The sequence below is a fragment of the Paraplanobispora takensis genome (assembly GCF_016863195.1).
In the GTDB taxonomy this organism is placed as follows: Bacteria; Actinomycetota; Actinomycetes; order Streptosporangiales; family Streptosporangiaceae; genus Planobispora; species Planobispora takensis.
In genome coordinates this window covers 269,715-293,895 of sequence record NZ_BOOK01000004.1, presented here as the reverse complement: position 1 = coordinate 293,895, position 24,181 = coordinate 269,715, and the positions used below count along the sequence as shown (strand labels likewise).

Genomic DNA, 24,181 nt, shown 5'->3' with positions numbered 1-24,181 from the left:
CTCTCGTCCGGGGGGAACGTGTACCGTTTCGCGGGTGACCGTCCTGCTGCCCGGTGCCGCCCTCACCGACCACGTCTTCACCGTCCCCCTCGACCACGCCGACCCGGGCGGGGCGCTGATCGAGGTCTTCGCCCGCGAGGCGGTCGACCCGGCCAGGCGGGATGAGGACCTGCCCTGGCTGCTGTACCTGCAGGGCGGTCCCGGCGGCAGCTCGCCCCGGCCGGTGTCGGCCGGGGGATGGCTGGGACACGCGCTCAAGACCCACCGGGTGCTCCTGCTCGACCAGCGGGGGACCGGCCGCAGCACCCCCGTCACGGCCGCGACCCTGCCCGGGTCCGCCGCAGGTCCCTCCGCGGCCGGGTCCGCCGCGGAGGCCGCCGGGTATCTGAGGCATTTCCGCGCCGACGCGATCGTGGCCGACGCCGAGCTGATCCGGCGCGAGCTGTGCGGCGACCGGCCGTGGGAGACCCTCGGCCAGAGCTACGGCGGGTTCATCACGATGACCTACCTGTCACGGGCGCCCGAGGGGCTTCGGGCCTGCTACGTCACCGGCGGCCTGCCCGGCCTGACGGCCACCGCCGAGGAGGTCTACGCCCGCACCTATCCCCGGGTCCGCGAGAAGGCCGAGCGCTTCTTCGCCCGCCACCCCGGCGACGCCGCCCGCCTGGAGGCGATCGCCGACCACGTGCGCCACCACGGGACGCGGTTGCCCGACGGGGACGTGCTGACCGTGCGCCGCCTGCAGACCCTCGGCATGCGCCTGGGGACCGGCGACGGGGCCGAGCACCTGCACTGGCTCCTGGAGGGGGCCTGGAGCGGCGGCGAGCTGTCCGACGCGTTCCGCTACGAGGTCATGACGGCCACCGGCTTCGTCGGCAACCCCCTCTACGCGGTCCTGCACGAGTCGATCTACGCCCAGGGCGCCCCCACCGCCTGGTCGGCGCACCGGCTGCTGCCGGAGGAGTTCGCCGAGGACGCCCGCCCGCTGCTGCCCACCGGAGAGATGATCTACCCGTGGATGTTCGACGAGATCGCCTGCCTGCGCCCCTTCAAGGCCGTGGCCGAGGTGCTCGCCGAGACCGGTGACTGGCCCGCCCTCTACGACCCGGTGCGGCTGGCGGCCAACGAGGTCCCGGTGGCCGCCGCCGTCTACTACGACGACATGTACGTCGACGAGCGCCTGTCCATGGAGACCGCCCGCGCCGTCGGCAACGTGCGGACCTGGGTGACCAGCGAGTGGGAGCACGACGGCGTCCGCGTGTACGGCGACCGGATCCTGGCCCGCCTGATGGACATGGCGGCCGGCCGCGCCTGACGCCGCGGGAGCGGCCCGCCGGGGTCAGCCCGCGTGACCGGCGTGCTGCGCGCCGGGCGGTTCGGTCAGCGGGAGGCGGACCTGGAAGCGGGTGTCGCCGGGGACGGACTCCACCCGCAGGTCGCCGCCGTGGCGGCCGGCGACGATGCGGAAGGAGATGTCCAGGCCGAGGCCGGTGCCCTCGCCGACGGCCTTGGTCGTGAAGAACGGCTCGAAGATCCGCTCGCGCAGGTGATCGGGGACGCCGGGACCGGTGTCGCAGACCTCGATCAGCGCGGTGGTGTCGTGCTCCAGGCGGGTCCGCACGGTCAGCGTGCCCGTGCCGTCCATCGCGTCCAGGGCGTTGTGGATCAGGTTGGTCCACACCTGGTTGAGCTCGCCGGCGTAGCCGGGCAGCGGCGGCAGGGCGGGATCGTAGTCGGTGGCCAGGGTGACGCCCGGCGGGATCTTGCCGCGGAACATCGTCAGCGTGCTGTCCAGCAGCTCGCGTACGTCCACCGTCCGGTACGGCGCGCGGTCCATCTGGGAGTACTGCTTGGCGGAGGCGAGCAGCGAGGAGATGCGCTCGGTCGCGTCGACCACCTCGTCCAGCATCTGGGAGATCTCGATCGCCTCGGCCAGCCAGTGCATCGCCCCCGGCAGGTGGCCGTCGCCGACCTCGCCGCGGACCTTCTCCAGCTTCTCCGCGCCGAACCCGGCCGCGACCAGGGGGGCGGCGACCTCCCAGCCGTCGGCGACCCCGGCCTCCTCCAGCGCGTCGCCCAGCGCGTCCTCGGCGTCGGAGATCTCCAGCGGCGACCGGGCGGGAACGTTCGCCATGCCGCTCGCGCACTTCTCCTCCAGGTCCACCAGCGCCCGCAGCCGCTCGGGGGAGATGCCCGCCTCCGCCAGCTCGGCCAGGCGCCGGCGGGAGGAGCGGACCTTCTCCCGCAGCTCGCCCACGGCCCGCGCGGCCGCCGCGGCGGGGTTGTTGAGCTCGTGGGTGAGCCCGGCGGTGATCGTGCCGAGGGCGGTCAGCCGCTGCCTGCGGTCGATGAGGTCCCGCTGGGCCAGGCCGCCCAGGCGCACCCCGTCCAGCAGGTGCACCGCCATCGGGAACCACTCGTTCATGATCCGGCCGAACTCCGCCGCGGGCAGCGCGAACAACCGTGAGGGCTTGGTCGCGTGGAGCGAGTGGAGGTAGGTCTCGGGCGCGCGGTCGCCGAGATAGGCGGCCACGGCCCCGGCGTAGACCCCGGGCTGGGAGGTGGGCGTCATGGAGACGGCGCCCGCGGGGGTCAGGGTGGACATCACCACCTCGCCCTCGACCAGCACCATGAAGCAGTCCGCCGGGTCGCCCTGCCGTACGACCAGCTCACCCGCCTCCGCCTCGCGGATCTCGCCGAGGGCGGCCAGGTGATCGAGCTTGTCGTCCTCCAGTGCCTCGAACAGGAACAGCCCGCGGAGCACGTCCTTGTCGGCGATCATCGGTCATCCGCCCTCTCTGCGCCTGTGTCGCTCACCGGTCCGTCCCCGCCCCGCGACGCCTCAGGTCTTCTCCAGGTAGCGGTGGACGAGGGCCACGGCCATCGCCCCCTCGCCGACCGCGGAGGCGACCCGCTTGATCGAGTCGGCGCGGACGTCCCCGGCGGCGAACACGCCCGGCACGTTGGTCTCCAGGTGGTACGGCTCGCGCCGCAGCGGCCAGTTCCTGGGACGGCTCTCCGCGGCGGTCAGATCGGGCCCGGTCAGGACGAAGCCCCGCTCGTCCCGCTCGATCGCGTCGCCGAGCCAGTCGGTCATCGGTTCGGCGCCGATGAAGACGAACAGCCACTCGGCCTCGGCCGTCCGCTCGCCCTCGGGGCCCTTCAGGGTGAGCGTCTCCAGGTGGTCGACGCCCCCGGCGCCCACGACCTCGGTCCCGGTGTGCACCTCGATGTTCGGGATCCGTGCGATCTGCTCGATCAGGTAGTGCGACATGGACCTCTCCAGCCCGTCGCTTCTGACGATCAGGTGGACCCTGCTGGCGTACCCCGACAGGTGGACCGCGCCCTGCCCGGCGGAGTTGGCCGCGCCCACGATGTAGACCTCGCTGTCGCGGCAGTTGGGCGCCTCCGTCACGGCCGCGCCGTAGTAGACGCCCCTGCCGATGAAGTCGTCCAGGCCGGGGGTGCTCAGGCGCCGGTAGGAGACGCCGGTGGCCAGGATCACCGTGTGCGCGGCGATGCTGCTGCCGTCGGCGAAGCCGACCACCCGGGCCTGGCCCTTGACCTCCAGGCTGGTGACCGTGCGGGCGGTGAGCAGCTCGGCCCCGAACTTCAGGGCCTGGCGGCGGGCCCGGTCGGCGAGCTGGGCGCCGGAGACGCCGTCGGGGAAGCCCAGGTAGTTCTCGATGCGGGAGCTCTGGCCGGCCTGCCCGCCGGAGGCGTGCTTCTCCACCAGCACGGTGCGCAGCCCCTCGGAGGCGCCGTAGACGGCCGCGCCCAGCCCGCCGGGGCCGCCGCCGACGACGATCAGGTCGTAGAAGCCGGTGGCGGGGGAGGTGGACAGCCCCACCGCCCCGGCCAGCTCGGCGGTGGTCGGCGCCGCCAGGACGGCGCCCTCCGCGGTGACGACGAGCGGGAGCGCGGCCGGGCCGGCGTCGCCGTCCACGCCCGCGGCGGCGACCAGCTGCGCGCCCTGCGGGTCCTCGGCCAGCAGCCAGCGGTAGGGGACCTGGTTGCGGGCCAGGAAGTCACGGATCTCGTAGGAGCGGGCCGACCAGCGGGCCCCGACCACCCGCAGCTCGTCCACCGGCCGGCGGTCGGTCCGCTGCCAGGCGTCGAGCTGGGCGTCCAGCACCGGGTAGAACTTCTCCTCCGGCGGGTCCCACGGCTTGAGCATGTAGTGGTCGAGGTCCACGACGTTGATCGCCTGGATGGCCGCGTCGGTGTCGGCGTAGGCGGTCAGCAGCACGCGGCGGGCGTGCGGGTACAGGTCCATGGCCTGTTCCAGGAACTCCACGCCGTTCATCTGCGGCATCCGGTAGTCGGCCAGGATGGCCGCGACGTCGTCGCCGCGCAGGCGCATCTCCCGAACGCTCTCCATGCCCTCGGCGGCCGTGTCGGCCCGGACGATCCGGTAGGAGTGCCCGTACCGGCGCCGCAGGTCGCGAGCCACCGAGCGCGAGACGCCCGGATCGTCGTCGACCGTCACGATGACTGGCTTGTCCATGCGCGCCTTCCCCCGAACCAATGCGAATCCCTTCGAAGGATGTCATACCGGTACTACCTGAACGTCCTCGGAAACACGGAGGCCGTGGACGCCCCCGGCAGGGTGTCCACGGCCTCCGCGCGTCCCGATGGATCGGACGCGGTGGATCGAACTCGGCGGATCAGACCAGGCCGGCCTTCTCCAGGGCGGCGCAGCAGGTGTCGACCAGCAGGCGGGTCACCACGTAGGGGTCGACGTTGGCGTTCGGGCGGCGGTCCTCGATGTAGCCCTTCTTGTCGACCTCGACCTGCCACGGGATGCGGACCGAGGCGCCGCGGTCGGAGACGCCGTAGCTGTACTTGTTCCACGGGGCGGTCTCGTGGTGGCCGGTGAGGCGGTCCTCGATGCCGTGGCCGTACTGCTTGACGTGCTCCAGGGGCTTGTCGCCCTCGCCCAGCGCCTCGCAGGCGGCGATGATGGCGTCGTAGCCCTCGCGCATCGCCTTGGTGGAGAAGTTGGTGTGCGCGCCGGCGCCGTTCCAGTCGCCCTTGGCCGGCTTGGGGTCCAGGGTGGCGGCCACGCCGAAGTCCTCGGCCACGCGGTAGAGCAGCCAGCGCGCGACCCACAGGTGGTCGGCGACCTCGACCGGGCCGGCCGCGCCGACCTGGAACTCCCACTGGCCGGGCATGACCTCGGCGTTGATGCCGGAGACCTTCAGACCGGCCTCCAGGCACAGGTCGAGGTGCTTCTCGACGATGTCGCGGCCGAAGACCTCGTCGGCGCCGACGCCGCAGTAGTAGCCGCCCTGCGGGGCCGGGAAGCCGCCGGTCGGGAAGCCGAGCGGGCGGCCCTCCTTGAAGAAGGTGTACTCCTGCTCGATGCCGAACCAGGGGTCCTGGTCGGCGTACTTCTCGGCCACCTCGGTCAGCAGCGCACGGGTGTTGGTGCGGTGCGGGGTCATGTCGATGTTCAGGACCTCACACATGACCAGCACGTTGTCGCCGCCGCGGATCGGGTCCGGGCAGGTGAACACCGGCTTGAGCACGAGGTCGGAGGAGTGGCCGTCGGCCTGGTTGGTGCTGGATCCGTCGAAGCCCCAGATCGGGAGCTCGGCGCCGTCCGCCAGGACCCTGGTCTTCGAACGGAGCTTGGCCGTCGGCTCGGTGCCGTCGATCCAGATGTATTCAGCCTTGAAGGTCATCGCCGGAGTCCTTGGGGAGGAAGTGGTCTGCTGCCCTCAAAGAGTCGCAAGTGGCAATTTCACATCTGTTGCCCGTATGTGAACGGGATGTTACTTAGGCCCGTTTTGCCAGGCAGGACCGTTACGAAAAGGTTTCACAGCCTCCTCCGGACCGTTGTGAGCTGCGGGTGCGGCTCCGGGCACAGGGTGGCGACCGGTGCGCTTCCGTGTTGAAGTGGAGCCGTGGCCCGAAACCTGATCCTCTCCGGAGGCATGTACCACGACTTCCCCGCGACCTCGGCGGCACTGGCGCAGACCCTCGCCGAGGTCGGGGTGGAGTCCGATGTCACCGAGGACATCGTCGGAGGCCTGGCCGACGCCCCCGAGTACCAGCTGATCACGATCAACGCGCTGCGCTGGCGGATGCGCCAGGAGCGCTTCGCCGACCACCGGGCCCGGTGGCGTTTCGAGCTGCCCGCCCAGGCCCGTACGGCGCTGCTGGACCACCTGGAGCGGGGCGGCGGCCTGCTGTGCATGCACAGCGCCGCCATCTGCTTCGACGACTGGCAGGGCTGGCCCCGCGTGCTGGGCGCCTGCTGGGACTGGAGCAAGTCCCACCATCCGCCGCTGGGCTGGGCGAGCGTGCGGGTCCACGGCGGGCACCCGGTGGTCGACGGCCTGCGGGACTTCGACCTGGTGGACGAGGTCTACAGCGACCTGACCGTCCTGTCCGACGTGCACCCCCTGGCCTCCGCGATGGGCCAGCCCCTGGTCTGGGCCCGCCCGGTGCGGCGCGGCCGGGTCGTCTACGACGCGCTGGGCCACGACACCCGCTCCTACGACAGCCCGATCCACCGCACGCTCCTGCAGCGCGCGGCCCTGTGGCTGCTCAAGCGCCCGGTCGACGTCGGAGACTAGGCCGGCCGCCGTCAGGGGGCGGGCGCCTTCCCGGTCCCGTCGCCGAAGATCCCGGCGGAGGCCGACTCCTGGGCCAGGCGTCGCATGACGTCCAGGACGCGGCCGTGCACGACGGTGCCGACGACCAGGGCCTGCACCGCCTCCTCGCGGGTGCCGGAGGCGCGGATCGTGCCGATCTCGTGCTCGCTCACCAGGCGCATGGCCGCCTCGGCGTAGGGGAGCAGAGCCTCGCCGGTGGCGGGCATGCCGAGCTCGCCGAGGGTGAGCATGGCCTGGGCGAGCTCGTCGCGGGTGGGGGCGTCGGGGTCGACCCGCCAGCCGAGGCCGGCGATCATGCGGTCGGCCCGGTCGCGGGCCTCACTCCACCGGTCGTCGCCGGGGTGCGGCTCGGCCGTCGGGGCGATGGCGTAGTGGGCGGTGCCGAGCACCTGGTGCATGCTCAGCTCCGGGTCGTCCACGGCGGACAGCACCTTGCGGATCGCCGCGATGGGCAGCCGCCCGACCTCCAGCAGCGCCCGGATCAGGCGGAGCCGCCGTAGGTGCCGCTCGCCGTACTCCGCCCGGGTGGCGGCGGTCTGCTCCCCGGCGGGGAGCAGACCTTCGCGGAGGTAGTACTTGATCGTCGGGATGGGCACGCCCGAGGCGGCGCTGAGCTGGGATATCCGCACTGTTGGATAGTACAGCTAGCCAATGGATGCGGAAATCCCCGGGCGGGATGTCACGGCACCCTGGCCACCACACCGATCAGGCCGGGCGGGGTGAAGTCGACCACGGCGTCCTCCTCGTACTCCGGCCGCCAGGCCTGGATCGGGACGATCCCGGGGCGGAGCTGCTCCATGCCCTCGGTGTAGGCGGCCAGGTGGGCGGGGGTCCGGGTGGCGATGCCGCCGGCGCTGGTGGAGCGGTAGACGCCGGTCGCCCCGGCCTGGACGTCGGCCGGCATGTCCCCGGCGTAGATGTGGGAGATCACCAGATGGCTGCCCGGGACCAGCTTCTTGCGGACCGCCGCGACGATGGCCGCGGCGGCATCGTCGTCGGGGACGAAGTGCAGCATGGCGGCCAGGATGACGGCCACCGGCCGGTCGAAGTCGATGTTCGCGCGGATCTCGGGGTGGTCGAGCAGGGTCTCGGGCTCACGCATGTCGGCCTGGACGACGGTGGTGTGGGGATTGTCCTCCAGCAGCGCCCGGCCGTGCGCCATGACGATGGGGTCGTTGTCGACGTAGACGATCCTTGCCTCGGGGTCGATCCGGTGCGCCACCTGGTGGACGTTCTCCTGGGTGGGCAGGCCGGAGCCGATGTCCAGGAACTGGCGCACGCCCTGCCGGGCGATCTCGGTCACCGTCCGGGCCAGGAAGGCGCGGTTAGCGCGGGCGTTGGCGCGGGCCTCCGGGATCATCTTGATGATCTGCTCCGCGGCCTCGCGGTCGGAGGCGAAGTTGTCCTTGCCGCCGAGGTAGTAGTCGTACATCCGCGCCACGCTGGGAGTCGTAGGGTCGATCCCCGCCGGCGCCTGCTGATCGTCCATGAAGCGCTCCTCGGCCCTTTCTGTCGCTTCCGACGATGCTAGAGGAAAGATCACCAAATTGGGCAGCTTTGTTAACCGAGCAAGCGCTTGCCTAAGTAATCGCGCCGCGTTAGCGTGACGTCGGCGGCCCGTACCGGCCGCCCGCAGACGTCGCCCGCCGGGGTGGATCGCGCCCCGTCCCGGCGGGCGACACGACCTCTCCGGGAGTTCCATGCGGGGCAGGGCGGCCGTGGCCGGGATCGGGATGACGGCCCTGACGAGGAGGTCCGGCAGGACCGAGCTGGAGCTGGCGGTCGAGGCCGCCCGCGCCGCGTGCGCCGACGCGGGCGTCGAGCCCGGCGAGGTGGACGCGGTCCTCAGCTACCACATGAACGACTCGGCCCCGGTGGTCCGGGTCGCCGCAGCCCTGCGGATCGAGCGGCTGGGCTGGCACAACGACATCACCGGCGGCGGCACCCAGGCGGCCTCGATCCTGGGCGACGCGGCCATGCTGATCGCCTCGGGCCTGGCCCGCACGGTCCTGGTCTACCGGGCGCTGAACGGCCGCTCCGGCACGCGCATGAACACCGCCTCCACCGGCCCGCAGGAGCGCTTCACCGTCCCGTACGGCATGGCCGGCCCGATCCCCATGTTCGCCCTGGCCGCCCAGCGCTACCTGTACGAGACCGGGCTCACCGAGGAGCACCTGCACGCGGTCGTGGCCCAGTCCCGGCAGAACGCCGCGGCCAACCCGCGCGCCCTGCGCCGCGACCCCCTGTCCCTGGCGGACTATCTCGCCAGGCCGTACGTCTGCTCGCCGCTGCGCACGGTGGACTGCTGCCAGGAGACCGACGGCGCGTGCGCGCTGGTGGTCCGGGACGCGCGGCTGGCGCCCGGAGCCCCGCGCGTCCACACCGTGGTGCGGGGCGGCGGCCCCGGCTGCTCGGCCATGGACCGCGCGCCGGACGTCACGCGGATCTTCTCCGGCCACCTGGCCCCCCTGCTGTGGGAACGCTCGGGCATGAAGCCGGACGACGTGGACGTGGCGCTGCTGTACGACGCCTACTCCTGGCTGGTGCCCCGGCAGCTGGAGGACTTCGGCCTGGCCGACCGGGCCGACCTGGGCGCCTTCCTGCTGGAGCGCCGCCACGCCGGGGTCAACCCGCACGGCGGTCTGCTGTCGGAGGGCTATGTGCACGGCCTCAACAACGTGGCCCAGGCCGTACGGGAACTCCGCGGAGACCGCGAGACGGCACTGGTGACCGGCTTCGGCGGCTCCTACGGCAGCGCCGCGCTCCTCACCCGGGGCGGTTGAGCACCACCCCGGCCACCGGCGGGTCCGGTGGCGCCTGACGTCGCCGGAAGACCTGCCATACCGACACGCCGGGCATCGTGCCCGGGGTCTTGACGTGGGAGGTTGACAAGAATAATTTTCATGCATCCATTCCTTGGGTGAAAGGAATGTCTGTGGCCGCAGGCGCGCTCGGACGCATCCGGACCGAGACGCCCGCCCTGCCCGAGGCTCTGCGCCGGGTGGGGGAGACGATCCTGGCCGATCCCGCCGGGGCGGCCCGCTCCACGATCATCGCGCTCGCCGAGGTCAGCGGGAGCTCGCCGGCCACCGTCACGCGGTTCTGCCGGGTCTTCGGCTTCGGCGGATACGCCGAGCTGCGCGTCGCGCTGGCCACCGAGACCGGCCGGGTCGCGCAGGCCCACTGGGACGCCGGGGTGGGCCACGAGATCGGCCCCACCGACCCGCTCGACGCGGCGATCGGCGTGATGGCCGCGGCCGACTCGCGGCTCATCCAGGACACCGCCGCCCAGCTCGACCCCGCCACCGTCGCCGCGATCGCCGACGCGGTCGTCGCGGCCCGGCGGGTCCTGATCTTCGGGGTCTCCACCAGCGGCGCGGTGGCCGGCATGCTGGGCGGGCGGCTGCGCCGGATCCGGGTGCCCTGCTGGAGCCACGCCGACGCGCACGAGGCGCTGGCCGACGCGGCGCTGCTGGCCGAGGGCGACGTCGCGATCGGGATCTCCCACCAGGGCCGCACCCGGGAGGTGCTGGAGTCCCTGGCCGAGGCCGGCGACCGGGGCGCGCTGACCGTCGCGGTCACCTCCTTCGCCCGTTCCCCGCTGGCCGAGCTGGCCGAGCTGGTGCTGACCACCGCCAGCCGGGAGACCACCTTCAGGCTGGGCGGGCTCGCCGCCGTGCACTCGCAGCTGTTCGTGCTCGACGCCGTCTACGTGGCCGTCGCCCAGCGCACCTACGAGCGGACCAACGAGTCGTTCGAGCGGACGATCCGGGCGCTGGAGAGCCACCGGGTGGAGAGGAGCTGACCGCATGGACATCGGTGCCTCCGACTACGTCCGCGAGGTGCGGTCCCTGCTGGAGGAGACCGTGCGCACGCAGGGCGAGGCGGTGGGCAGGGCCGCCGCCCTGATGGCCGCCTCGCTGCGCGGCGGCGGCGTGATCCAGGCGTTCGGCTCCGGCCACTCCGAGGCCGTCGCGATGGAGATCGCCGGGCGCGCGGGCGGCCTGGTGCCCAGCAACCGGCTCGCCCTGCGCGACATCGTCCTGTACGGCGGCGCCCCGGTGAGCGTGCTGACCGAGGCGCCCTCGCGGCTGGAGCGCGACCCCTCCGTGGCCCGCAGGATCTACGACCTGGCCCCCGTCGAGCCGCAGGACGTGTTCGTGCTGGTCTCCAGCTCCGGCGTGAACGGCTCGGTGGTGGAGCTGGCCTCCCTCGTCAAGGAGCGCGGCCACGACCTGATCGCGCTGACCTCGGTGCGCCACAGCACCGCGATGACCTCCCGCCACCCCTCGGGCCGCAAGCTCCTCGACCTCGCCGACGTGGTGCTCGACAACGGCGCCCCGTACGGCGACGCCGTCCTGCCGCTGCCGGGCGGCGGCTCGTTCGGCGCGGTCTCCACGATCACCTCGGCGCTGCTGGCCCAGATGGTCGTGGCCGAGGTGGTGCGCGAGCTGGCCGGGGACGGGCAGAGCCCGCCGGTCTACCGCTCGGCGAACGTGGCCGGCGGCGACGAGCACAACCAGGCTCTGGAGAGCCGTTACGCCGGAAGGATCCGGCGAGGTGCCTAACCATCCAGGAGGAAGCATGACCCCGCTATCCAGGCGCGAACTCCTGCGCAGCGCGGTCCTCGCCGGGCTCGCCCTGCCCGTCGCGTCCGCGTGCGCCACCCCCGCCGGCGACGGCGGCACCTCCTCGGCGCCGGCCGCCGGGGCGACCAGCGCCGCCAACCCGCTCGGCCTGGCCGAGAACCGGCCGCTGGAGATCTGGATCTTCGACGGCGGCTTCGGCGACGCCTACGCCACGGACATCCACGAACCGCTGCTCAAGGCGAAGTACCCCAAGCTGGAGATCAAGCACAACGCCACCCAGGAGATCGCCAAGACCCTCCAGCCGCGCTTCGCCGGGGGCAACCCGCCGGAGTTCATCAACAACTCCGGCGCCAACGCGATGGACTTCGGCGCCCTGGTCCAGGACGGCCAGCTGGCCGACCTCACCCCCCTGTACGACGCGCCGAGCTGGGACGACCCCACCGTGAAGGTGCGCGACACGATCGACCCCTCCGCCATCGAGCTGGGCAGCTACGACGGCACGCCGTACGTCCTGAACTACGTCAACACGGTCTGGGGCATCTGGTACTCGCAGAAGCTCTTCGACGACAACGGCTGGCGGCCGCCCAGGACGTGGGAGGCCTTCACCGCGCTCTGCGAGGAGATCAAGAAGGCGGGCGAGACGGCGCCCTTCACCTACGCGGGCAGGCACCCGTACTACATCTACGAGGCCATCCTCACGCTCGCCGCCAAGATCGGCGGTAAGGACGTGCTGAAGAACATCGACAACCTGGAGGAGGGCGCCTGGACGGCCGAGCCGGTCAAGCAGGCGGCGGGGGCCTTCGCCGAGATCGGGGCCAAGTACCTCATGCAGGGCACCGCGGGCCTGGACCACGTCCAGACCCAGACCGCGCAGAACAAGGGGCAGGTCGCCATGCTGCCCTGCGGGTCCTGGCTGGAGAACGAGCAGAAGGACACCACCCCCGAGGACTTCGGCTACGCCATGTTCGCGCTGCCCTCCTTCACCTCCTCCGACGCCATGCCGTACGGCACGCTGCACGTCCAGCCGGGCGAGGAGTACGTCGTGTCGGCGAAGTCGGCCAACCCCCGGGCGGGCATGGAGTACATGCGGGCGATGCTCTCCAAGGACGGCGCCGGCGACTTCATGGAGCTGGTCTCCACGCTCACGGTCGTCAAGGGCGCGGGCGAGGGCCGTACGCTCAAGCCGGGGCTGAAGAGCGCCGCCAAGGCCCTGCTCGTGGCGGGCGACAACGCGGTCTGGTTCCTGTTCCGCAAGTGGTACGCCGAGCTGCACGACGAGGTGGCCGCCGCGTCCGGCCAGCTGATGAACGGCAAGCTGACGGTGGACGAGTGGGCGGAGCGCGCCCAGAAGAAGGCCGAATCGATCAAGAACGACTCGTCGGTCAAGAAGTTCAAGCGGTGAGCCGTCCGGAGCGGGCGGGCTCGTGCGGCCGAGCGGCGGGCGGGTCATGAGGCACGGGAGGATGCGGTTCGCCGTCGGGTTCCTCGTGCTCCCGGTGACCCTCTACGTGATCTACGTGATCGCCCCCTACGCGCAGGCGTTCTCCATCGCGCTGACCAACTGGCGCGGGGTGAACGCCAGCCCGCGGTTCGTGGGCCTGGAGAACTTCCGCAGGCTGCTGGAAGACACCGTCTTCTGGAAGGCGGTCGGCCACAACCTCCTGCTGCTGGTCCTGCTGCCGGTGCTCACCCTCGTGATCGCTCTGTTCTTCGCCTTCCTGCTCAACGCGGGCGGGCGCGGCGGGGCCGGGGGAGTGTGGGGGTCGAGGTTCTACCGGGTGGTGTTCTTCTTCCCCCAGGTCCTGGCGATCGCCGTGATCGCGGTCCTGTTCCAGCAGGTCTTCCGCCCCGACCGCAGCGGCATGCTCAACGCGCCGCTGATCGCGATGGGCTTCGAGCCGATCGGGTTCCTGTCCGACACCGACATCGCGCTCTGGTCGATCCTCGGCGTGCTCGTCTGGCAGGCCGTCGGCTTCTACGTGGTGCTGTTCTCGGCGGGCATCGCCTCCATCCCGCGCGAGCTGTTCGAGGCGGCGGCGATCGACGGGGCGGGCGGCCCGCCGATGTTCTTCCGGATCACGCTCCCGCTGCTGTGGGACACCATCCAGGTCGGATGGGTCTATCTCGGCATCATCGCGCTGGACGTCTTCGCGATCGTGTGGGTGATGACGCCCGAGCAGGGCGGCCCCGACTACTCGACGACGGTGATGGCGGCGGAGATCTACCGCAACGCGTTCGAGTACTCCAAGTTCGGCTACGCCTCCGCGATGGGCGTGGTGCTGTTCTTCTTCACCATCGGGTTCGCGGCGCTGGCCCTGCGGCTGTCGCGGCGTGAGCGGATCGAGTTCTGATGGCGGACGCGGCGGTCGCCCGGAGCAGGTCCTACGCCCGGCGGGAGCGCAGGAGGCGGCTGGGGCCGCTGTCGGTCCTGACGCACGCGGCGCTGATGGTCTGGACGGTCCTGGTGGTCGTCCCGATCGTGTGGACGTTCCTGGCGTCGGTGAAGAGCGAGGACGAGATCTTCGGCGACGCCTGGTCGCTGCCGGCCACCGTGCGCCTGGACAACTGGGCCCGCGCCTGGGAGCAGGCGAACGTCGGGCAGTACATGATCAACAGTGTCATCGTGGTGGCGTGCAGCACGTTCGGCACCATGCTGCTCGGCTCGATGGCGGCCTACGTGCTGGCCCGCTATCCCTTCCGCGGCAGCCGGGCGATCTATCTGCTGTTCGTCTCCGGGCTGGCCTTCCCCGTCTATCTGGCGCTGACCCCGCTGTTCTTCGTCGTGCAGAACATGGGCGGGGTCCCGGTGATCGGCCCGTTCATCGGCCTGAACACCCACGGCGGGCTGATCCTGGTCTACATCGCCTACTCGCTGCCGTTCACGGTGTTCTTCCTGGCGGCGTTCTTCCGGACGCTGCCCGGGGCGGTGGCCGAGGCGGCCTTCGTGGACGGGGCCTCGCACACCCGGGTGTTCTTCCAGGTCATGCTCCCGATGGCCAGGCCGGGCATCATCAGCGTGACCGTGTTCAACATCCTGGGGCAGTGGAACCAGTATCAGCTGCCCCTGGTGCTGCTCACCTCGGTCAAGGACAAGTGGGTGCTCACCCAGGGCATCGCCGAGATCTCCGCGGACGCCGGGTACGACGCCGACTGGGCGGCGCTGTTCGCGGCCCTGAGCATGGCCATCCTCCCGATGCTGGTCGTCTATGTGATCTTCCAGAGCCAGATCCAGAAGGGGCTGACGGCCGGGGCGCTCAAATAGCCCCGCCCGGCCGGGGCGCTCGAACAGCCCCGCCCGGTCACGGGCTCGGCGGCGGGCTCACCGGACCGGGAGGTTCTTCAGCGCCTCGCGCCGGCTCAGGCCGCTGATGCCCTTGTGGGTGACATAGCGGACGACCTCCTGGGGGTTGGTCTTGGCGTACTCCCGCAGGGCCCAGCCGATCGCCTTGCGGGCGAAGAAGGCGGTGTCGGACAGGCTGGGCTCGATGCAGGCGTACAGCAGGCCGGTGTCGGTGTCGGCCTTGAACTTGTTCTGGCAGATGATCGAGGTACGGCGCTTCCACAGGTCGTCGCTGTGCGCCCACTCCAGCATGAGCGGGCGCATGGTGTCGGGGAACCTGCGCAGCAGGGCGCCGACCCGCTGGATGGCGACCTCGTCGACGAAGTCCCACCACGCCCCGGAGACGACCATCTCCTCGTAGATCGGGAGCGTGTAGAGCGTCTGGCCCCAGTGCAGCGGGAAGGCGGTGAGGGTGATCGCCGCGTAGCGCTCCTCGCGGTACTCCGCCTCCCGCCACAGGGCGAGCACGGCCCTGCGCCACTCGGGCGCGCTCTCCAGCGGGTGCTCGGCGAAGACCCTTCTCAGCAGCGTGCGGCGGGTGGTGGCGTGCACCCCGAGGAAGGGCATGGACGACTTCATGTAGGCCTGCATGGCAGGGGCCTTGGCGGGATCGGCTGCCTCGGCGAGCGCCAGCCTCACTGCCTTCAGGAGTGCCTCCATGCCCGCTCATCACTCCTCGTTCGCTCATCACGGACGACTCATCCCTCGCCGGCCGTAGAGCGTACCGCGCCGGCCCGGCCCGTGGGGGGAGCCATGCCCCTTCAGGATCGCTCGCGGATCGCTCGCAGGGCGTTCACGACGGAGCCGTGCCGCGGGAGGCGCCGCGGGGTCAGGCCTTCTGGCTGGTGCGCTCGCCGGTGGCCAGGCCGTCGAACAGGACGGTGACGTAGTGGTCGGCCAGGCCCGCGGTGTTGAGGCGGCCTCCGGGGCGGAACCAGCGCACGGCGACCCAGATGGTGTCGCGGATCATGCGGTAGGTGAGCTTGGGGTCGACGTCGGAGCGGAACTGGCCGGCGGCCTGGCCGCGCTTGATCTGCTCGACCCACATGCGCTCGACCTCGTCCTCGGCCTTGACGAGGTAGTCGAAGCGGTCACCGGGCAGGGAGCGCAGGTAGTTCCAGTCGTTCTGCATGACGGTGATCGCCGCGCGGTGGGGTTCGAGGGTGCTGAAGCCGATGCGCACCATCTCTGACAGGATCGTGCGGGGGTCGCCGTCCTGCTCCAGGGCGGCCCGGTAGCGGCCGACCAGGTCGTCGAGGAAGGTGGTGAGCACCTCGTCGACGATCGTCTCCTTGGAGTCGAAGTGGTGGTAGAGGCTCCCCGAGAGGATGCCCGCCTCCTCCGCGATCTCGCGGACGGTGGTCGCCTGGAAACCCTTGCGGGCGAAGAGCTCGGCGGCGAGCTTGACGAGGTGGTCGCGGCGCTCCGAAGCGGAGCCGGAGGCGGTCGCGCGCTTCGTCGTGCCCTGCCGCTTGACCGGGGTGGCGGCGGCGCCGGAGTTCTTTCGCGTGTTCACCCTCCCATTATGAGCCCTTGCGCAATCGCTTGTTCACAAGAACGCGCCAGCTCATCGAGGCGGCACGGCGTCCGAGAGGACGGGCCGCCCGTATCCGGTGATCTGGCGCGACCGATGCCGTGATCACCGAAAGACTCTGACAAATCACGCTTTGTGCGTCACGATCGTCCCATGGCGAAGCTCGGGTTCCCTTTCACACTCGGGGTGGCCTCGGGGGAGCCGGCGCCCGACGGGGTGATCATCTGGACCCGGCTCGCCCCCGACCCGCTCGGCCAGGACCCCCAGCGTCCGGGCGGCATGCCCGACACGGTCGTGACGGTCCGGTGGCAGGTCGCCGAGGACGAGGGCTTCACGCGGATCGTCCGCGAGGGAACCGCCCGGGCGGAGCGGCGCTGGGCGCACAGCGTGCACGTCAAGGTCGCCGGCCTGAACCCGGCGACCGAGTACTTCTACCGCTTCTCCGTCGGCGCGCCGTTCGCCGCCACCGCCAGCCCGGCCGGCCGGACCAGAACCGCGCCGGCGGCCTCCTCCCTGGCGCCGGTGCGCTTCGCGTTCGTCTCCTGCCAGCGCTACGAGCACGGGCGCTACACCGCGCTGCGGCACATGACGGACGAGCGGCCCGATGTGGTCTTCCAGCTCGGCGACTACATCTACGAGTACGGCAAGCCCGCAGCCCCGGCGCCGGGGCGCTACGTCCGCAAGCTGGAGCCTCCCGAGAGGGCCTGCGAGACCCTCCACCAGTACCGCAACCGCTACGCCCGCTATCGGACCGACCCGGACCTGCAGGCCGCGCACCGGGCCGTGCCCTGGGTGACCGTCTGGGACGACCACGAGGTCAGGGACAACTACCAGGGAACGCTTCCGGGGGACGGGTCCGACCCGGCCGCCTTCCGGCGCCGGCGCGCCGCCGCCTACCAGGCGTACTACGAGCACCTGCCGCTGCGGGTGCGGCCGTCGGACTCCGGGCTGCAGATGTACCGGTGGCGGCCCTACGGCCGGGTCGCCGACTTCCTGGCCCTGGACGTCCGCCAGTACAGGACGAGGGCCGACATGCTCGGCGCCGCGCAGGAGCGGTGGCTGATGGAGCGGCTCGCGGCGTCGTCGGCGCGCTGGAAGGTGCTGGCGCAGCCGCTGTTCTTCGCGCGCAGGCTCCTGCCCGGCCCGCCGCCCCACGTGAGCACCGACGCCTGGGACGGCTATCCGGCGCTGCGCGCGCGCATCGCGAACGCGGGCGTGCGGGGCCTGGTGGTCATCTCCGGGGACGTCCACAACGCCTGGGCGGGGGAGATCATGGCCGACTTCGCCGACCCGTCGTCGGCCCGGACCGGCGTGGAGTTCGTCGGCTCGTCGGTGACCAGTGCGTCCTCGGTGACCGACGCCGACGCCGTCCTCGCGGCCAACCCGCACCTGAAGTTCTTCGACGGCCGCCGCGGCTACGTGATGTGCACGGTCACGGCGGAGGGCTGGCACACCGCCTACCGCGCCGTCGACTTCGTCGACCTGCCGGGAGCACCGGTGCGCGACGTGGCCGGTTTCACCGTCCAGGACAACCGGCTCGTCCCCGACACCGCCTGAGCGCGCCCGCGGACGGCCGGGGTGTTCCCGGCGTTCCTCGCGGCATTCGCCGCGTGTCCCCTTCTCCGTCCCGCACCGGGGAAGAGCCATGGTCAGCCCTATAGCTTTTAGGAAACTTTCCTATTAGATTTGCGCGCAGGCTCCTGGGAGCGCTTTCCCAAAGGGCCGAGACGACAAGGTGTCTGTGCGCCTTCGGCATGCCATGCCGCCGGTCCGCCAGCGAGGAGGATGCATGAAGCGCAGCCCAGAGCTGCTCCGTCTGGCGGACGCGGTCCTGTTCCCCGGGTTCGAGGGGAAGACGCCGCCAGAGTGGCTCCGCAGGCGCCTGTCCGGCGGGTTGTCCGGGGTGGTGCTCTTCTCCCGCAACATCGCCGGGCCCGCCCAGGTGGCCGAGCTGACGGCCGCGCTCCGCGCGGAGAACCCCGCCCTCCTGGTCGGCATCGACGAAGAGGGCGGCGAGGTCACCCGCCTGGAGGTGGCGGCCGGGAGCACCCGCCCCGGCAACTACGCGCTCGGCGTGGTGGACGACGTCGAGCTGACCGAGCGGATCGCCAGGGATCTCGGCCACGACCTGGCGCGGGCGGGCGTCAACTTCGACTTCGCCCCCTCGGCGGACGTGAACTCCAACCCCGACAACCCGGTCATCGGCCTGCGCTCCTTCGGCGCCGACCCCGACCTGGTCGCCCGGCACGCCGTCGCCTGGATCAAGGGCCTGCAGTCCGCGTGCGTGGCCGCCTGCGCCAAGCACTTCCCCGGTCACGGCGACACCTCCGTGGACTCCCACCACGGGCTCCCGGCGGTCGCGGCCGGTGTGGAGGAGCTGTACGAGGTGGCCCTGCGGCCCTTCCGCGCCGCCATCGATGCGGGCGTGCAGTCGATCATGACGGGCCACCTGCTGGTGTCCGCCTACGACGGCGGGATGCCCGCGACGCTCAGCAGCCGGATCCTGCACGATCTGCTCCGGGCCGAGATGGGCTTCGAGGGCGTCATCATCACCGACGGCATCGAGATGCAGGCCGTCTCCGGCCCCTTCGGCATCGGCGGCGCCTCCGCGCGGGCCATCGCCGGGGGTGCCGACGCCGTCTGCATCGGCGGCGAGCACGCCGACGAGCAGACCGCCGTGGAGGCCCGCGACGCCATCGTGGACGCCGTGCTGGAAGGATGGCTGCCCGAGGAGCGGCTGGCCGACGCGGCCCGCAGGGTCGGCGCCCTCGCCGCCTGGGGCACCCCCGGCCCGACCCCGCCGGTCGTGCCCAGCCGTCCGGGCGACGTCCCGATCGGCCTGGTCGCCGCCCGGCGCGCCCTGCGGATCACCCGCCGCTCCGCGGCGGACGTGCTGCCCCTGCCGGCCCCGCCGCACGTGGTCGAGCTCGCCCCCGAGATGAACCTCGCCATCGACAAGGCCACCCCCTGGGGGGTGGGCGAGCCGCTCGGCAAGCTCCTGCCGGGCACCACGGTGACCCGCCTGGACGTCTCGGCCGCCACCGGGGGCGCGATCGAGACCGCCCTGGGCTCGGCCGAGGGCCGGCCCCTGGTCGTCGTGGTCCGCGACGCCCACCGCCACCTGTGGCAGGAGGACGCCCTGAACCATCTCCTGGCCGCCCGCCCGGACACCGTCGTGATCGAGATGGGGCTGCCGGGCCGCTCCGACCTCGGCGCCGTGCACATCGCCACCCACGGCTCGGCCCGCGTCTGCGGCCAGGCCGCCGCCGAGTTCCTGGCGGGTGAGCTCCCGGCCTGACGCGCCGCCGTGCCGGACGTCGGCGGAGCGCGCCTCGGACGGTGCGTCGTACCGGGGCGTGTCCGGCATGGGATGACATTACTTCGTAAAGGACCATCCTTCTCTTCCTGTATTACCTAACGCTTGCTTGGTATGGTGGCGTGCGGCGGACCGGGAGAGAAGGCGAGGGCCGGCGTGCGGGTCTCCTACGACTACACCGGATCGGTGGTTCTGGTCACCGGCGGGACCCGGGGGATCGGCGCCGGGATCGCGCAGGCGTTCCTGGCGGCCGGGGCCCGCGTGGTCGTGTGCGCCCGAGGGAGGCCCGGCTCCTCCGTGGCCGGTGACTTCGCCGCCGCCGACGTCAGGGACCCGGCGGAGGTGGACCGGCTGTTCGCGGGGATCGAGGAGCGGTACGGCCGGCTCGACGTCGTGGTCAACAACGCGGGCGGCTCGCCGTACGCGCCCGTGGCCGGGACCTCGCCGCGGCTGCACGCCCGGATCGTCGAGCTCAACCTGATCGCGCCGCTGCTGGTCGCCCAGCGGGCCTACCCCCTCCTGGCCGCGAGTGCCTCAGGTGCCCCGGGCGTCCCGGGAGATCCGGGAGGACCGGACGGCGCGCAGGCGGGGGCCGCCGGGTCGGTCATCATGATCGGCAGTTCGAGCGGTGCGCGGCCCTCGCCCGGCACCTCCGCCTACGGCGCGGCGAAGGCGGGCCTGCACCATCTGGCCGCGTGCCTGGCCGCCGAGTGGGCCCCGCGCGTCCGGGTCAACACGGTGGTCGTCGGCCTGGCCGAGACCGAGGCCGCGGCCGGCCACTACGGAGGACCGGAGGGCGTGCGGCGGATGGGCGCCGCCGTACCGGCCGGGCGGATGGCCTCGCCCGCGGACGTGGCGCAGGCGTGCCTGTGGCTGGCCGCCCCCGGCTACGTGACGGGAGCCGAGATCGCTCTGCACGGCGGCGGGGAGATCCCCGCCTGGCGGGAGATCGCCTCCGGACAGGCCGCCTCCGGACAGGCCGCCTCTGGACACGGCGGATGAACCGCGGGGAAACTCTGGATGATCACGGCGAAGGGACCTTGGCATGAGCGGGATCTGTGACGGCCGCGTGGTGATCGTGACCGGTGCCGGGCGCGGCATCGGGCGGGAGCACGCCCTGGAGTTCGCCCGGCAGGGCGCCTCGGTCGTGGTCAACGACCTGGGGGCCGGACGGGACGGCACCGGGCGCTCCGGCGGCCCCGCGCTGGGGGTGGTCGAGGAGATCAAGGCCATGGGCGGCCGCGCGGTGGCCAACAGCGACGACGTCGCCGACTGGGACGGCGCGGCCCGGCTGGTCAAGATGGCGGTGAGCGCCTTCGGGCGGCTGGACGTGCTGGTGAACAACGCCGGGTTCGTCCGCGACCGGATGCTGGTCTCGATGACCGAGCAGGAATGGGACGACGTGATCCGGGTGCACCTCAAGGGTCACTTCCTGCCGTTGCGGCACGCCGCGGCGCACTGGCGGGAGCGTGCGAAGTCGGGTGAGCGGGTGGACGCCCGGGTGATCAACACCTCATCGGGGGCGGGACTGCTCGGCAGCGTGGGCCAGGGCAACTACGCCGCGGCCAAGGCCGGCATCGCGGCGTTCACGGTGGTGGCCGCCGCCGAACTGGGCCGCTACGGGGTGACCGCGAACGCGATCGCCCCGGCCGCCCGCACCCGGATGACCGAGCGGGTCTTCGCCGAGACGATGGCCCGCCCGCGGGACGGGTTCGACGCGATGGACCCGGCCAACGTGGCGCCGCTGGTGGCCTGGCTGGGGTCGATCGAGTCCGCGCACGTGACGGGCCGGGTGTTCGAGGTGGAGGGCGGGGTCATCTCGCTCGCCGACGGCTGGCGGCACGGCCCGCGCGCCGAACGGGACTCCCGGTGGGAGGCGGCCGAGGTCGGCGAGGCGGTCGCCAAGCTGCTGGCCGACGCCCCGGACCCGGAACCGGTCTACGGCGCGTAGGGATCGGATCCTCCCGTTCGGCGATGGGCGTCCCGAATGGTGGGACTACGGTTGGATTGAGGTCTCGTGTCCGCTGTGTAATGTCCTCAGCATTGTTTGGATACTGACATAGGGGCATTGCTGTGAGCGTTTCCGCGGCGTACGTGACGTACGAGGACCCGGACGGCTTCGACGACGAGAAGGAGATCGCGCTCGCCGCCTGGGCCGAGGCCGGGATCGACGGGCGGATCGTGCGCTGGGACGACCCCGGGGTCGACTGGTCCGCCTTCGACATCGTGGTCGTCCGCTCGGTCTGGGACTACGTGGCCCGCCGTGCGGAGTTCCTCGACTGGGCGCGCCGGGTGGAGTCCGTCACCCGGCTGGCCAACCCGGCCGCCGTGCTGGAGCGCAACACCGACAAGACGTACCTGCGGGACCTGGCGGTGCCGATCATCCCCACCTCCTGGGTCGAGCCGGGGCAGGCGGTGGACCTGCCGGACCTCGACGAGTACGTGGTCAAGCCCGCGATCTCGGCGGGTGCCCGCGACACCATCAGGACCACCGACCGGGGCAAGGCCGAGGCGCACGCCGCCCGGCTGGCCGCCGAGGGCCGGACCGCGATGATCCAGCCGTACCTGGACATGGTCGAGACCGAGGGGGAGACCTCGCTGCTGTACTTCGGCGGGCGCCTCAGCCACACCGTGCGCCGCAACCCGATGCTGGCCGGGGGCACCGCCGCGCCGGACGCCGACAACGCCCGGGCCCAGCTGCGCGACCCCGACCCCGACCAGGTGGCGCTCGCCGAGCGGGTCCTGGCGGAGTTCCCCGGCGTGCTGTACGCCCGGGTCGACCTGGTCCGCCTGCCCGACGGCGGTGCGGCGGTCATCGAGGTCGAACTGACCGAGCCGTACCTGTTCCTGCGCTACGCCCCCGACGCGGCGGCCGGCATGGCCCGCGCGGTGGCCGAGGCGGTCTGACGGGATCGGGCCCGGCCGGGTCGAGCCGGGGCGGACCGAGCCCGGCCGGGGTGGTCCACGCCCGGCCGGGCCGGGGCTCCCGTCCCGGCGCGCGGGGCGGGAGGAGACCGCGGGCCTCACCGACCGGGCTCGAACCGGCGTCCACCCGGTCCCAGAGCCGGGCGCTCTACCACTGAGCTACGGTGAGGCCGCTCTCATCATGCAGCCCCCTCCGCCCCGGCGCCCAGCGATTTTCCCGGACCGCCGCAGCCGTCCCTCCCCGGAGCCGCCGCAGTCGCGCCGGGATCGCCGGAGCCCTCCCGGGGCCGCAGGAGCCGTCCCCGAGGAGGTCCGTCACTCCGGTGCGTCGTCCCGCACCGGCAGATCGCTGAGCACGACGCCGGCGGCCAGGCCGTGGGCCGCGTCGCCGGCGAGCTCCGCCTTGACGGGCCTGCCGCTGAACGCCCCGGCCCGGCGCAGCAGCGACGCCCACACCGGGTCGGCGACGGTCACCCCGTGCACCAGCTCGGGGGTCGGCCGGAAGGCCGCCACCCCGCGCGTGGCCGCGGGCGCCGTCCAGCCGGACCGCTCCGGGTCCAGCCCCGCCATCCGGCAGACCTCCTCGACCTCGGCCCGCGTGCACGAGGCGGTGCCGTCCAGTACCTGCCACGGCGGCGGCAGCAGGGCCCAGACCATGGTGGCGGGGTCGACGTCCCCGCCGGTGCCGCGGTGCCAGAAGGCCAGGTCGGCGGCCATCAGGCGCATGGCCTTGCCGGGGCAGGCGGCGTCCAGGAGCTCCAGCGCGCCGAGCGACTGCAGGCACGCCAGCCATCCGGCGCGCGCCGCGTTGTAGGCGGTCGCGACGGTGTTCCAGGTCGAGGAGTCGTCCCCGCGCCGGACGATCATCGTCTCCCGGTCCGAACCGGGCCGCCACGTCCTGCCCAGCCGCTCGGCGGCGTGCCGCATGACCGCCGACCACCGGCCGAGCAGCAGCCCGCGCTCCCGCTCGGTCAGGCGCTCCAGCACGTCCGGTGCGGCGCGGACCTGGGCGATCATCCACCAGTCGCCGCCGGCCCGGCACCGGTCGAACAGGACCTCGGCGATCTCGTCGAACGGGTTCTCCCGGCCCGACAGGCTGAACTCCCGGCGCAGCTTGCGCCGCGCGGTGTAGTAGGCCACGAAGCAGGCGGCGTCGGGATCGGCCAGGAAGCGCTCCAGCGGGATGTCCGAGGCGAACCCGGCGACGCCGACCATGAGCATCCGCCGCTTGTCCTGCTCGGCGGCGAGCGTCCCGGCCTTGGCGGCCAGGCGGCGCAGCACGCGGAAGCGGCGGTTGTACTGCCGCTTGGACAGGTCCATCCCGGCGGCGTCCCGGGCCTGCCGGTTCAGCCGGTCGCGCAGGAAGTCGGTCCGGTCCGGCGCCCATCCGACGGCCCGGCCGGTCCGCGCCGCGAAGGCGAGCAACCGGTCCGCGTCGTCGGCGTCCACCTCGGAGGACCGTCCGAACAGCCGGTTGGCCGCCGCGACCTGGCGGGCGCCGCCGACCGGCCGGGCGAAGTCGTCCGGCATGGAGGAGAACTGTCCCGTCACCCGCGACGAACGCCCGGCCGCGCGCTCCAGCACGGCCCGCTCACGCCGTACCAGCCGCCCCTCCAGGGCGCGCAAGACCAGGTCGGCGACGTCCTCGGGGCGATAGCGCCGGTCCAGCGACGCGTGCAGCTCCACGAGGATCCTCCGCCGTGAGGTGTCCTTCTCCCTGCGAGATGCCATGCCGCCATGATGCGCGCCGCCGTCCCCGCACTTCGACCGAATTACCCGGGACCGGACTACCCGGGACCGGACTACCCGAGGCCGGATTATCCGATCGCCAGGCGGAGGACCGGTCGGCCAGAA

General features: G+C 72.4%; 21 protein-coding genes and 1 tRNA gene. 13 read left to right on the top strand and 9 right to left on the bottom strand.

Annotated features, from left to right (window positions below; genetic code table 11):
• Positions 1-34 precede the first annotated feature (34 nt).
• Positions 35-1,315 carry an alpha/beta fold hydrolase gene (locus tag Pta02_RS03945; protein WP_203873253.1) on the top strand — a complete coding sequence of 427 codons (1,281 nt, stop codon included), beginning with the start codon at positions 35-37 and terminating at the stop codon, positions 1,313-1,315.
• Positions 1,316-1,339: 24 nt separating this feature from the next.
• Here the strand turns inward: Pta02_RS03945 and Pta02_RS03940 are convergent, their stop codons facing one another.
• From Pta02_RS03940 to glnII, 3 genes are all read right to left on the bottom strand, one after another.
• Positions 1,340-2,782 (bottom strand): ATP-binding protein, encoded by a 1,443-nt coding sequence (locus Pta02_RS03940; RefSeq protein ID WP_203873252.1) that lies wholly within the window; start codon positions 2,780-2,782, stop codon positions 1,340-1,342.
• Between the two features lie 60 nt (positions 2,783-2,842).
• Complete coding sequence (locus tag Pta02_RS03935; protein WP_203873251.1) at positions 2,843-4,507, bottom strand: NAD(P)/FAD-dependent oxidoreductase; 1,665 nt, start codon at positions 4,505-4,507, stop codon at positions 2,843-2,845.
• A 160-nt stretch (positions 4,508-4,667) separates the two neighbouring features.
• Entirely contained in the window at positions 4,668-5,687 is a 1,020-nt protein-coding gene (gene glnII, locus Pta02_RS03930) for a glutamine synthetase (protein WP_203873250.1), read from the bottom strand.
• Positions 5,688-5,909: 222 nt separating this feature from the next.
• Between glnII and Pta02_RS03925 the strand changes: the two genes are divergently transcribed.
• Positions 5,910-6,584 carry a ThuA domain-containing protein gene (locus Pta02_RS03925; protein WP_203873249.1) on the top strand — a complete coding sequence of 225 codons (675 nt, stop codon included), beginning with the start codon at positions 5,910-5,912 and terminating at the stop codon, positions 6,582-6,584.
• 11 nt (positions 6,585-6,595) lie between these two features.
• On the opposite strand, the gene Pta02_RS03920 is transcribed toward Pta02_RS03925, so the two are convergent.
• Both Pta02_RS03920 and Pta02_RS03915 read right to left on the bottom strand, forming a co-directional pair.
• On the bottom strand, positions 6,596-7,252 hold the full coding sequence (locus Pta02_RS03920) for a MerR family transcriptional regulator (RefSeq protein ID WP_203873248.1): 657 nt from the start codon (positions 7,250-7,252) through the stop codon (positions 6,596-6,598).
• Positions 7,253-7,302: 50 nt separating this feature from the next.
• Positions 7,303-8,112: an SAM-dependent methyltransferase gene (locus Pta02_RS03915; protein ID WP_203873247.1), complete on the bottom strand. Its 810-nt coding sequence runs from the start codon at positions 8,110-8,112 to the stop codon at positions 7,303-7,305.
• A 211-nt stretch (positions 8,113-8,323) separates the two neighbouring features.
• Here Pta02_RS03915 and Pta02_RS03910 point away from each other — a divergent pair, with 211 nt between their 5' ends.
• From Pta02_RS03910 to Pta02_RS03885, 6 genes are all read left to right on the top strand, one after another.
• Positions 8,324-9,406: a thiolase C-terminal domain-containing protein gene (locus Pta02_RS03910; RefSeq protein ID WP_203873246.1), complete on the top strand. Its 1,083-nt coding sequence runs from the start codon at positions 8,324-8,326 to the stop codon at positions 9,404-9,406.
• 146 nt (positions 9,407-9,552) lie between these two features.
• Positions 9,553-10,428, top strand: a complete 876-nt coding sequence (locus Pta02_RS03905; protein ID WP_203873342.1) for a MurR/RpiR family transcriptional regulator — start codon at positions 9,553-9,555, stop codon at positions 10,426-10,428.
• Between the two features lie 4 nt (positions 10,429-10,432).
• Positions 10,433-11,191: a sugar isomerase domain-containing protein gene (locus Pta02_RS03900; RefSeq protein ID WP_203873245.1), complete on the top strand. Its 759-nt coding sequence runs from the start codon at positions 10,433-10,435 to the stop codon at positions 11,189-11,191.
• 16 nt (positions 11,192-11,207) lie between these two features.
• A complete protein-coding gene (ngcE, locus tag Pta02_RS03895) occupies positions 11,208-12,614 on the top strand; it encodes an N-acetylglucosamine/diacetylchitobiose ABC transporter substrate-binding protein (protein ID WP_239129492.1) in 1,407 nt (468 codons plus the stop codon).
• Between the two features lie 61 nt (positions 12,615-12,675).
• On the top strand, positions 12,676-13,563 hold the full coding sequence (locus Pta02_RS03890; protein ID WP_239129488.1) for a carbohydrate ABC transporter permease: 888 nt from the start codon (positions 12,676-12,678) through the stop codon (positions 13,561-13,563).
• Complete coding sequence (locus Pta02_RS03885; protein ID WP_203873242.1) at positions 13,563-14,474, top strand: carbohydrate ABC transporter permease; 912 nt, start codon at positions 13,563-13,565, stop codon at positions 14,472-14,474. Before Pta02_RS03890 ends, Pta02_RS03885 begins: the two co-directional genes overlap by 1 nt.
• Positions 14,475-14,531: 57 nt before the next feature.
• Here Pta02_RS03885 and Pta02_RS03880 read toward each other — a convergent pair whose 3' ends face one another.
• Both Pta02_RS03880 and Pta02_RS03875 read right to left on the bottom strand, forming a co-directional pair.
• Complete coding sequence (locus tag Pta02_RS03880) at positions 14,532-15,212, bottom strand: DNA alkylation repair protein (protein ID WP_203873241.1); 681 nt, start codon at positions 15,210-15,212, stop codon at positions 14,532-14,534.
• 169 nt (positions 15,213-15,381) lie between these two features.
• Positions 15,382-16,068, bottom strand: coding sequence for a TetR/AcrR family transcriptional regulator (locus Pta02_RS03875; RefSeq protein ID WP_203873240.1), 687 nt, complete (start codon positions 16,066-16,068; stop codon positions 15,382-15,384).
• Positions 16,069-16,239: 171 nt separating this feature from the next.
• Between Pta02_RS03875 and Pta02_RS03870 the strand changes: the two genes are divergently transcribed.
• The 5 genes from Pta02_RS03870 (at position 16,240) to Pta02_RS03850 (ending at position 22,309) form a co-directional block, all read left to right on the top strand.
• Entirely contained in the window at positions 16,240-17,643 is a 1,404-nt protein-coding gene (locus Pta02_RS03870) for an alkaline phosphatase D family protein (protein ID WP_203873239.1), read from the top strand.
• Between the two features lie 232 nt (positions 17,644-17,875).
• Complete coding sequence (locus Pta02_RS03865) at positions 17,876-19,384, top strand: glycoside hydrolase family 3 protein (RefSeq protein ID WP_203873238.1); 1,509 nt, start codon at positions 17,876-17,878, stop codon at positions 19,382-19,384.
• A gap of 132 nt (positions 19,385-19,516) precedes the next feature.
• Positions 19,517-20,404: an SDR family oxidoreductase gene (locus tag Pta02_RS03860; RefSeq protein ID WP_239129514.1), complete on the top strand. Its 888-nt coding sequence runs from the start codon at positions 19,517-19,519 to the stop codon at positions 20,402-20,404.
• A 43-nt stretch (positions 20,405-20,447) separates the two neighbouring features.
• Positions 20,448-21,353 carry an SDR family oxidoreductase gene (locus Pta02_RS03855; RefSeq protein WP_203873237.1) on the top strand — a complete coding sequence of 302 codons (906 nt, stop codon included), beginning with the start codon at positions 20,448-20,450 and terminating at the stop codon, positions 21,351-21,353.
• 122 nt (positions 21,354-21,475) lie between these two features.
• Positions 21,476-22,309 (top strand): ATP-grasp domain-containing protein, encoded by an 834-nt coding sequence (locus Pta02_RS03850; protein ID WP_203873236.1) that lies wholly within the window; start codon positions 21,476-21,478, stop codon positions 22,307-22,309.
• Between the two features lie 114 nt (positions 22,310-22,423).
• Here the strand turns inward: Pta02_RS03850 and Pta02_RS03845 are convergent.
• Positions 22,424-22,496, bottom strand: a tRNA-Gln gene (locus Pta02_RS03845).
• Between the two features lie 146 nt (positions 22,497-22,642).
• Positions 22,643-24,058, bottom strand: a complete 1,416-nt coding sequence (locus Pta02_RS03840) for a hypothetical protein (RefSeq protein ID WP_203873235.1) — start codon at positions 24,056-24,058, stop codon at positions 22,643-22,645.
• Positions 24,059-24,181: the final 123 nt, after the last annotated feature.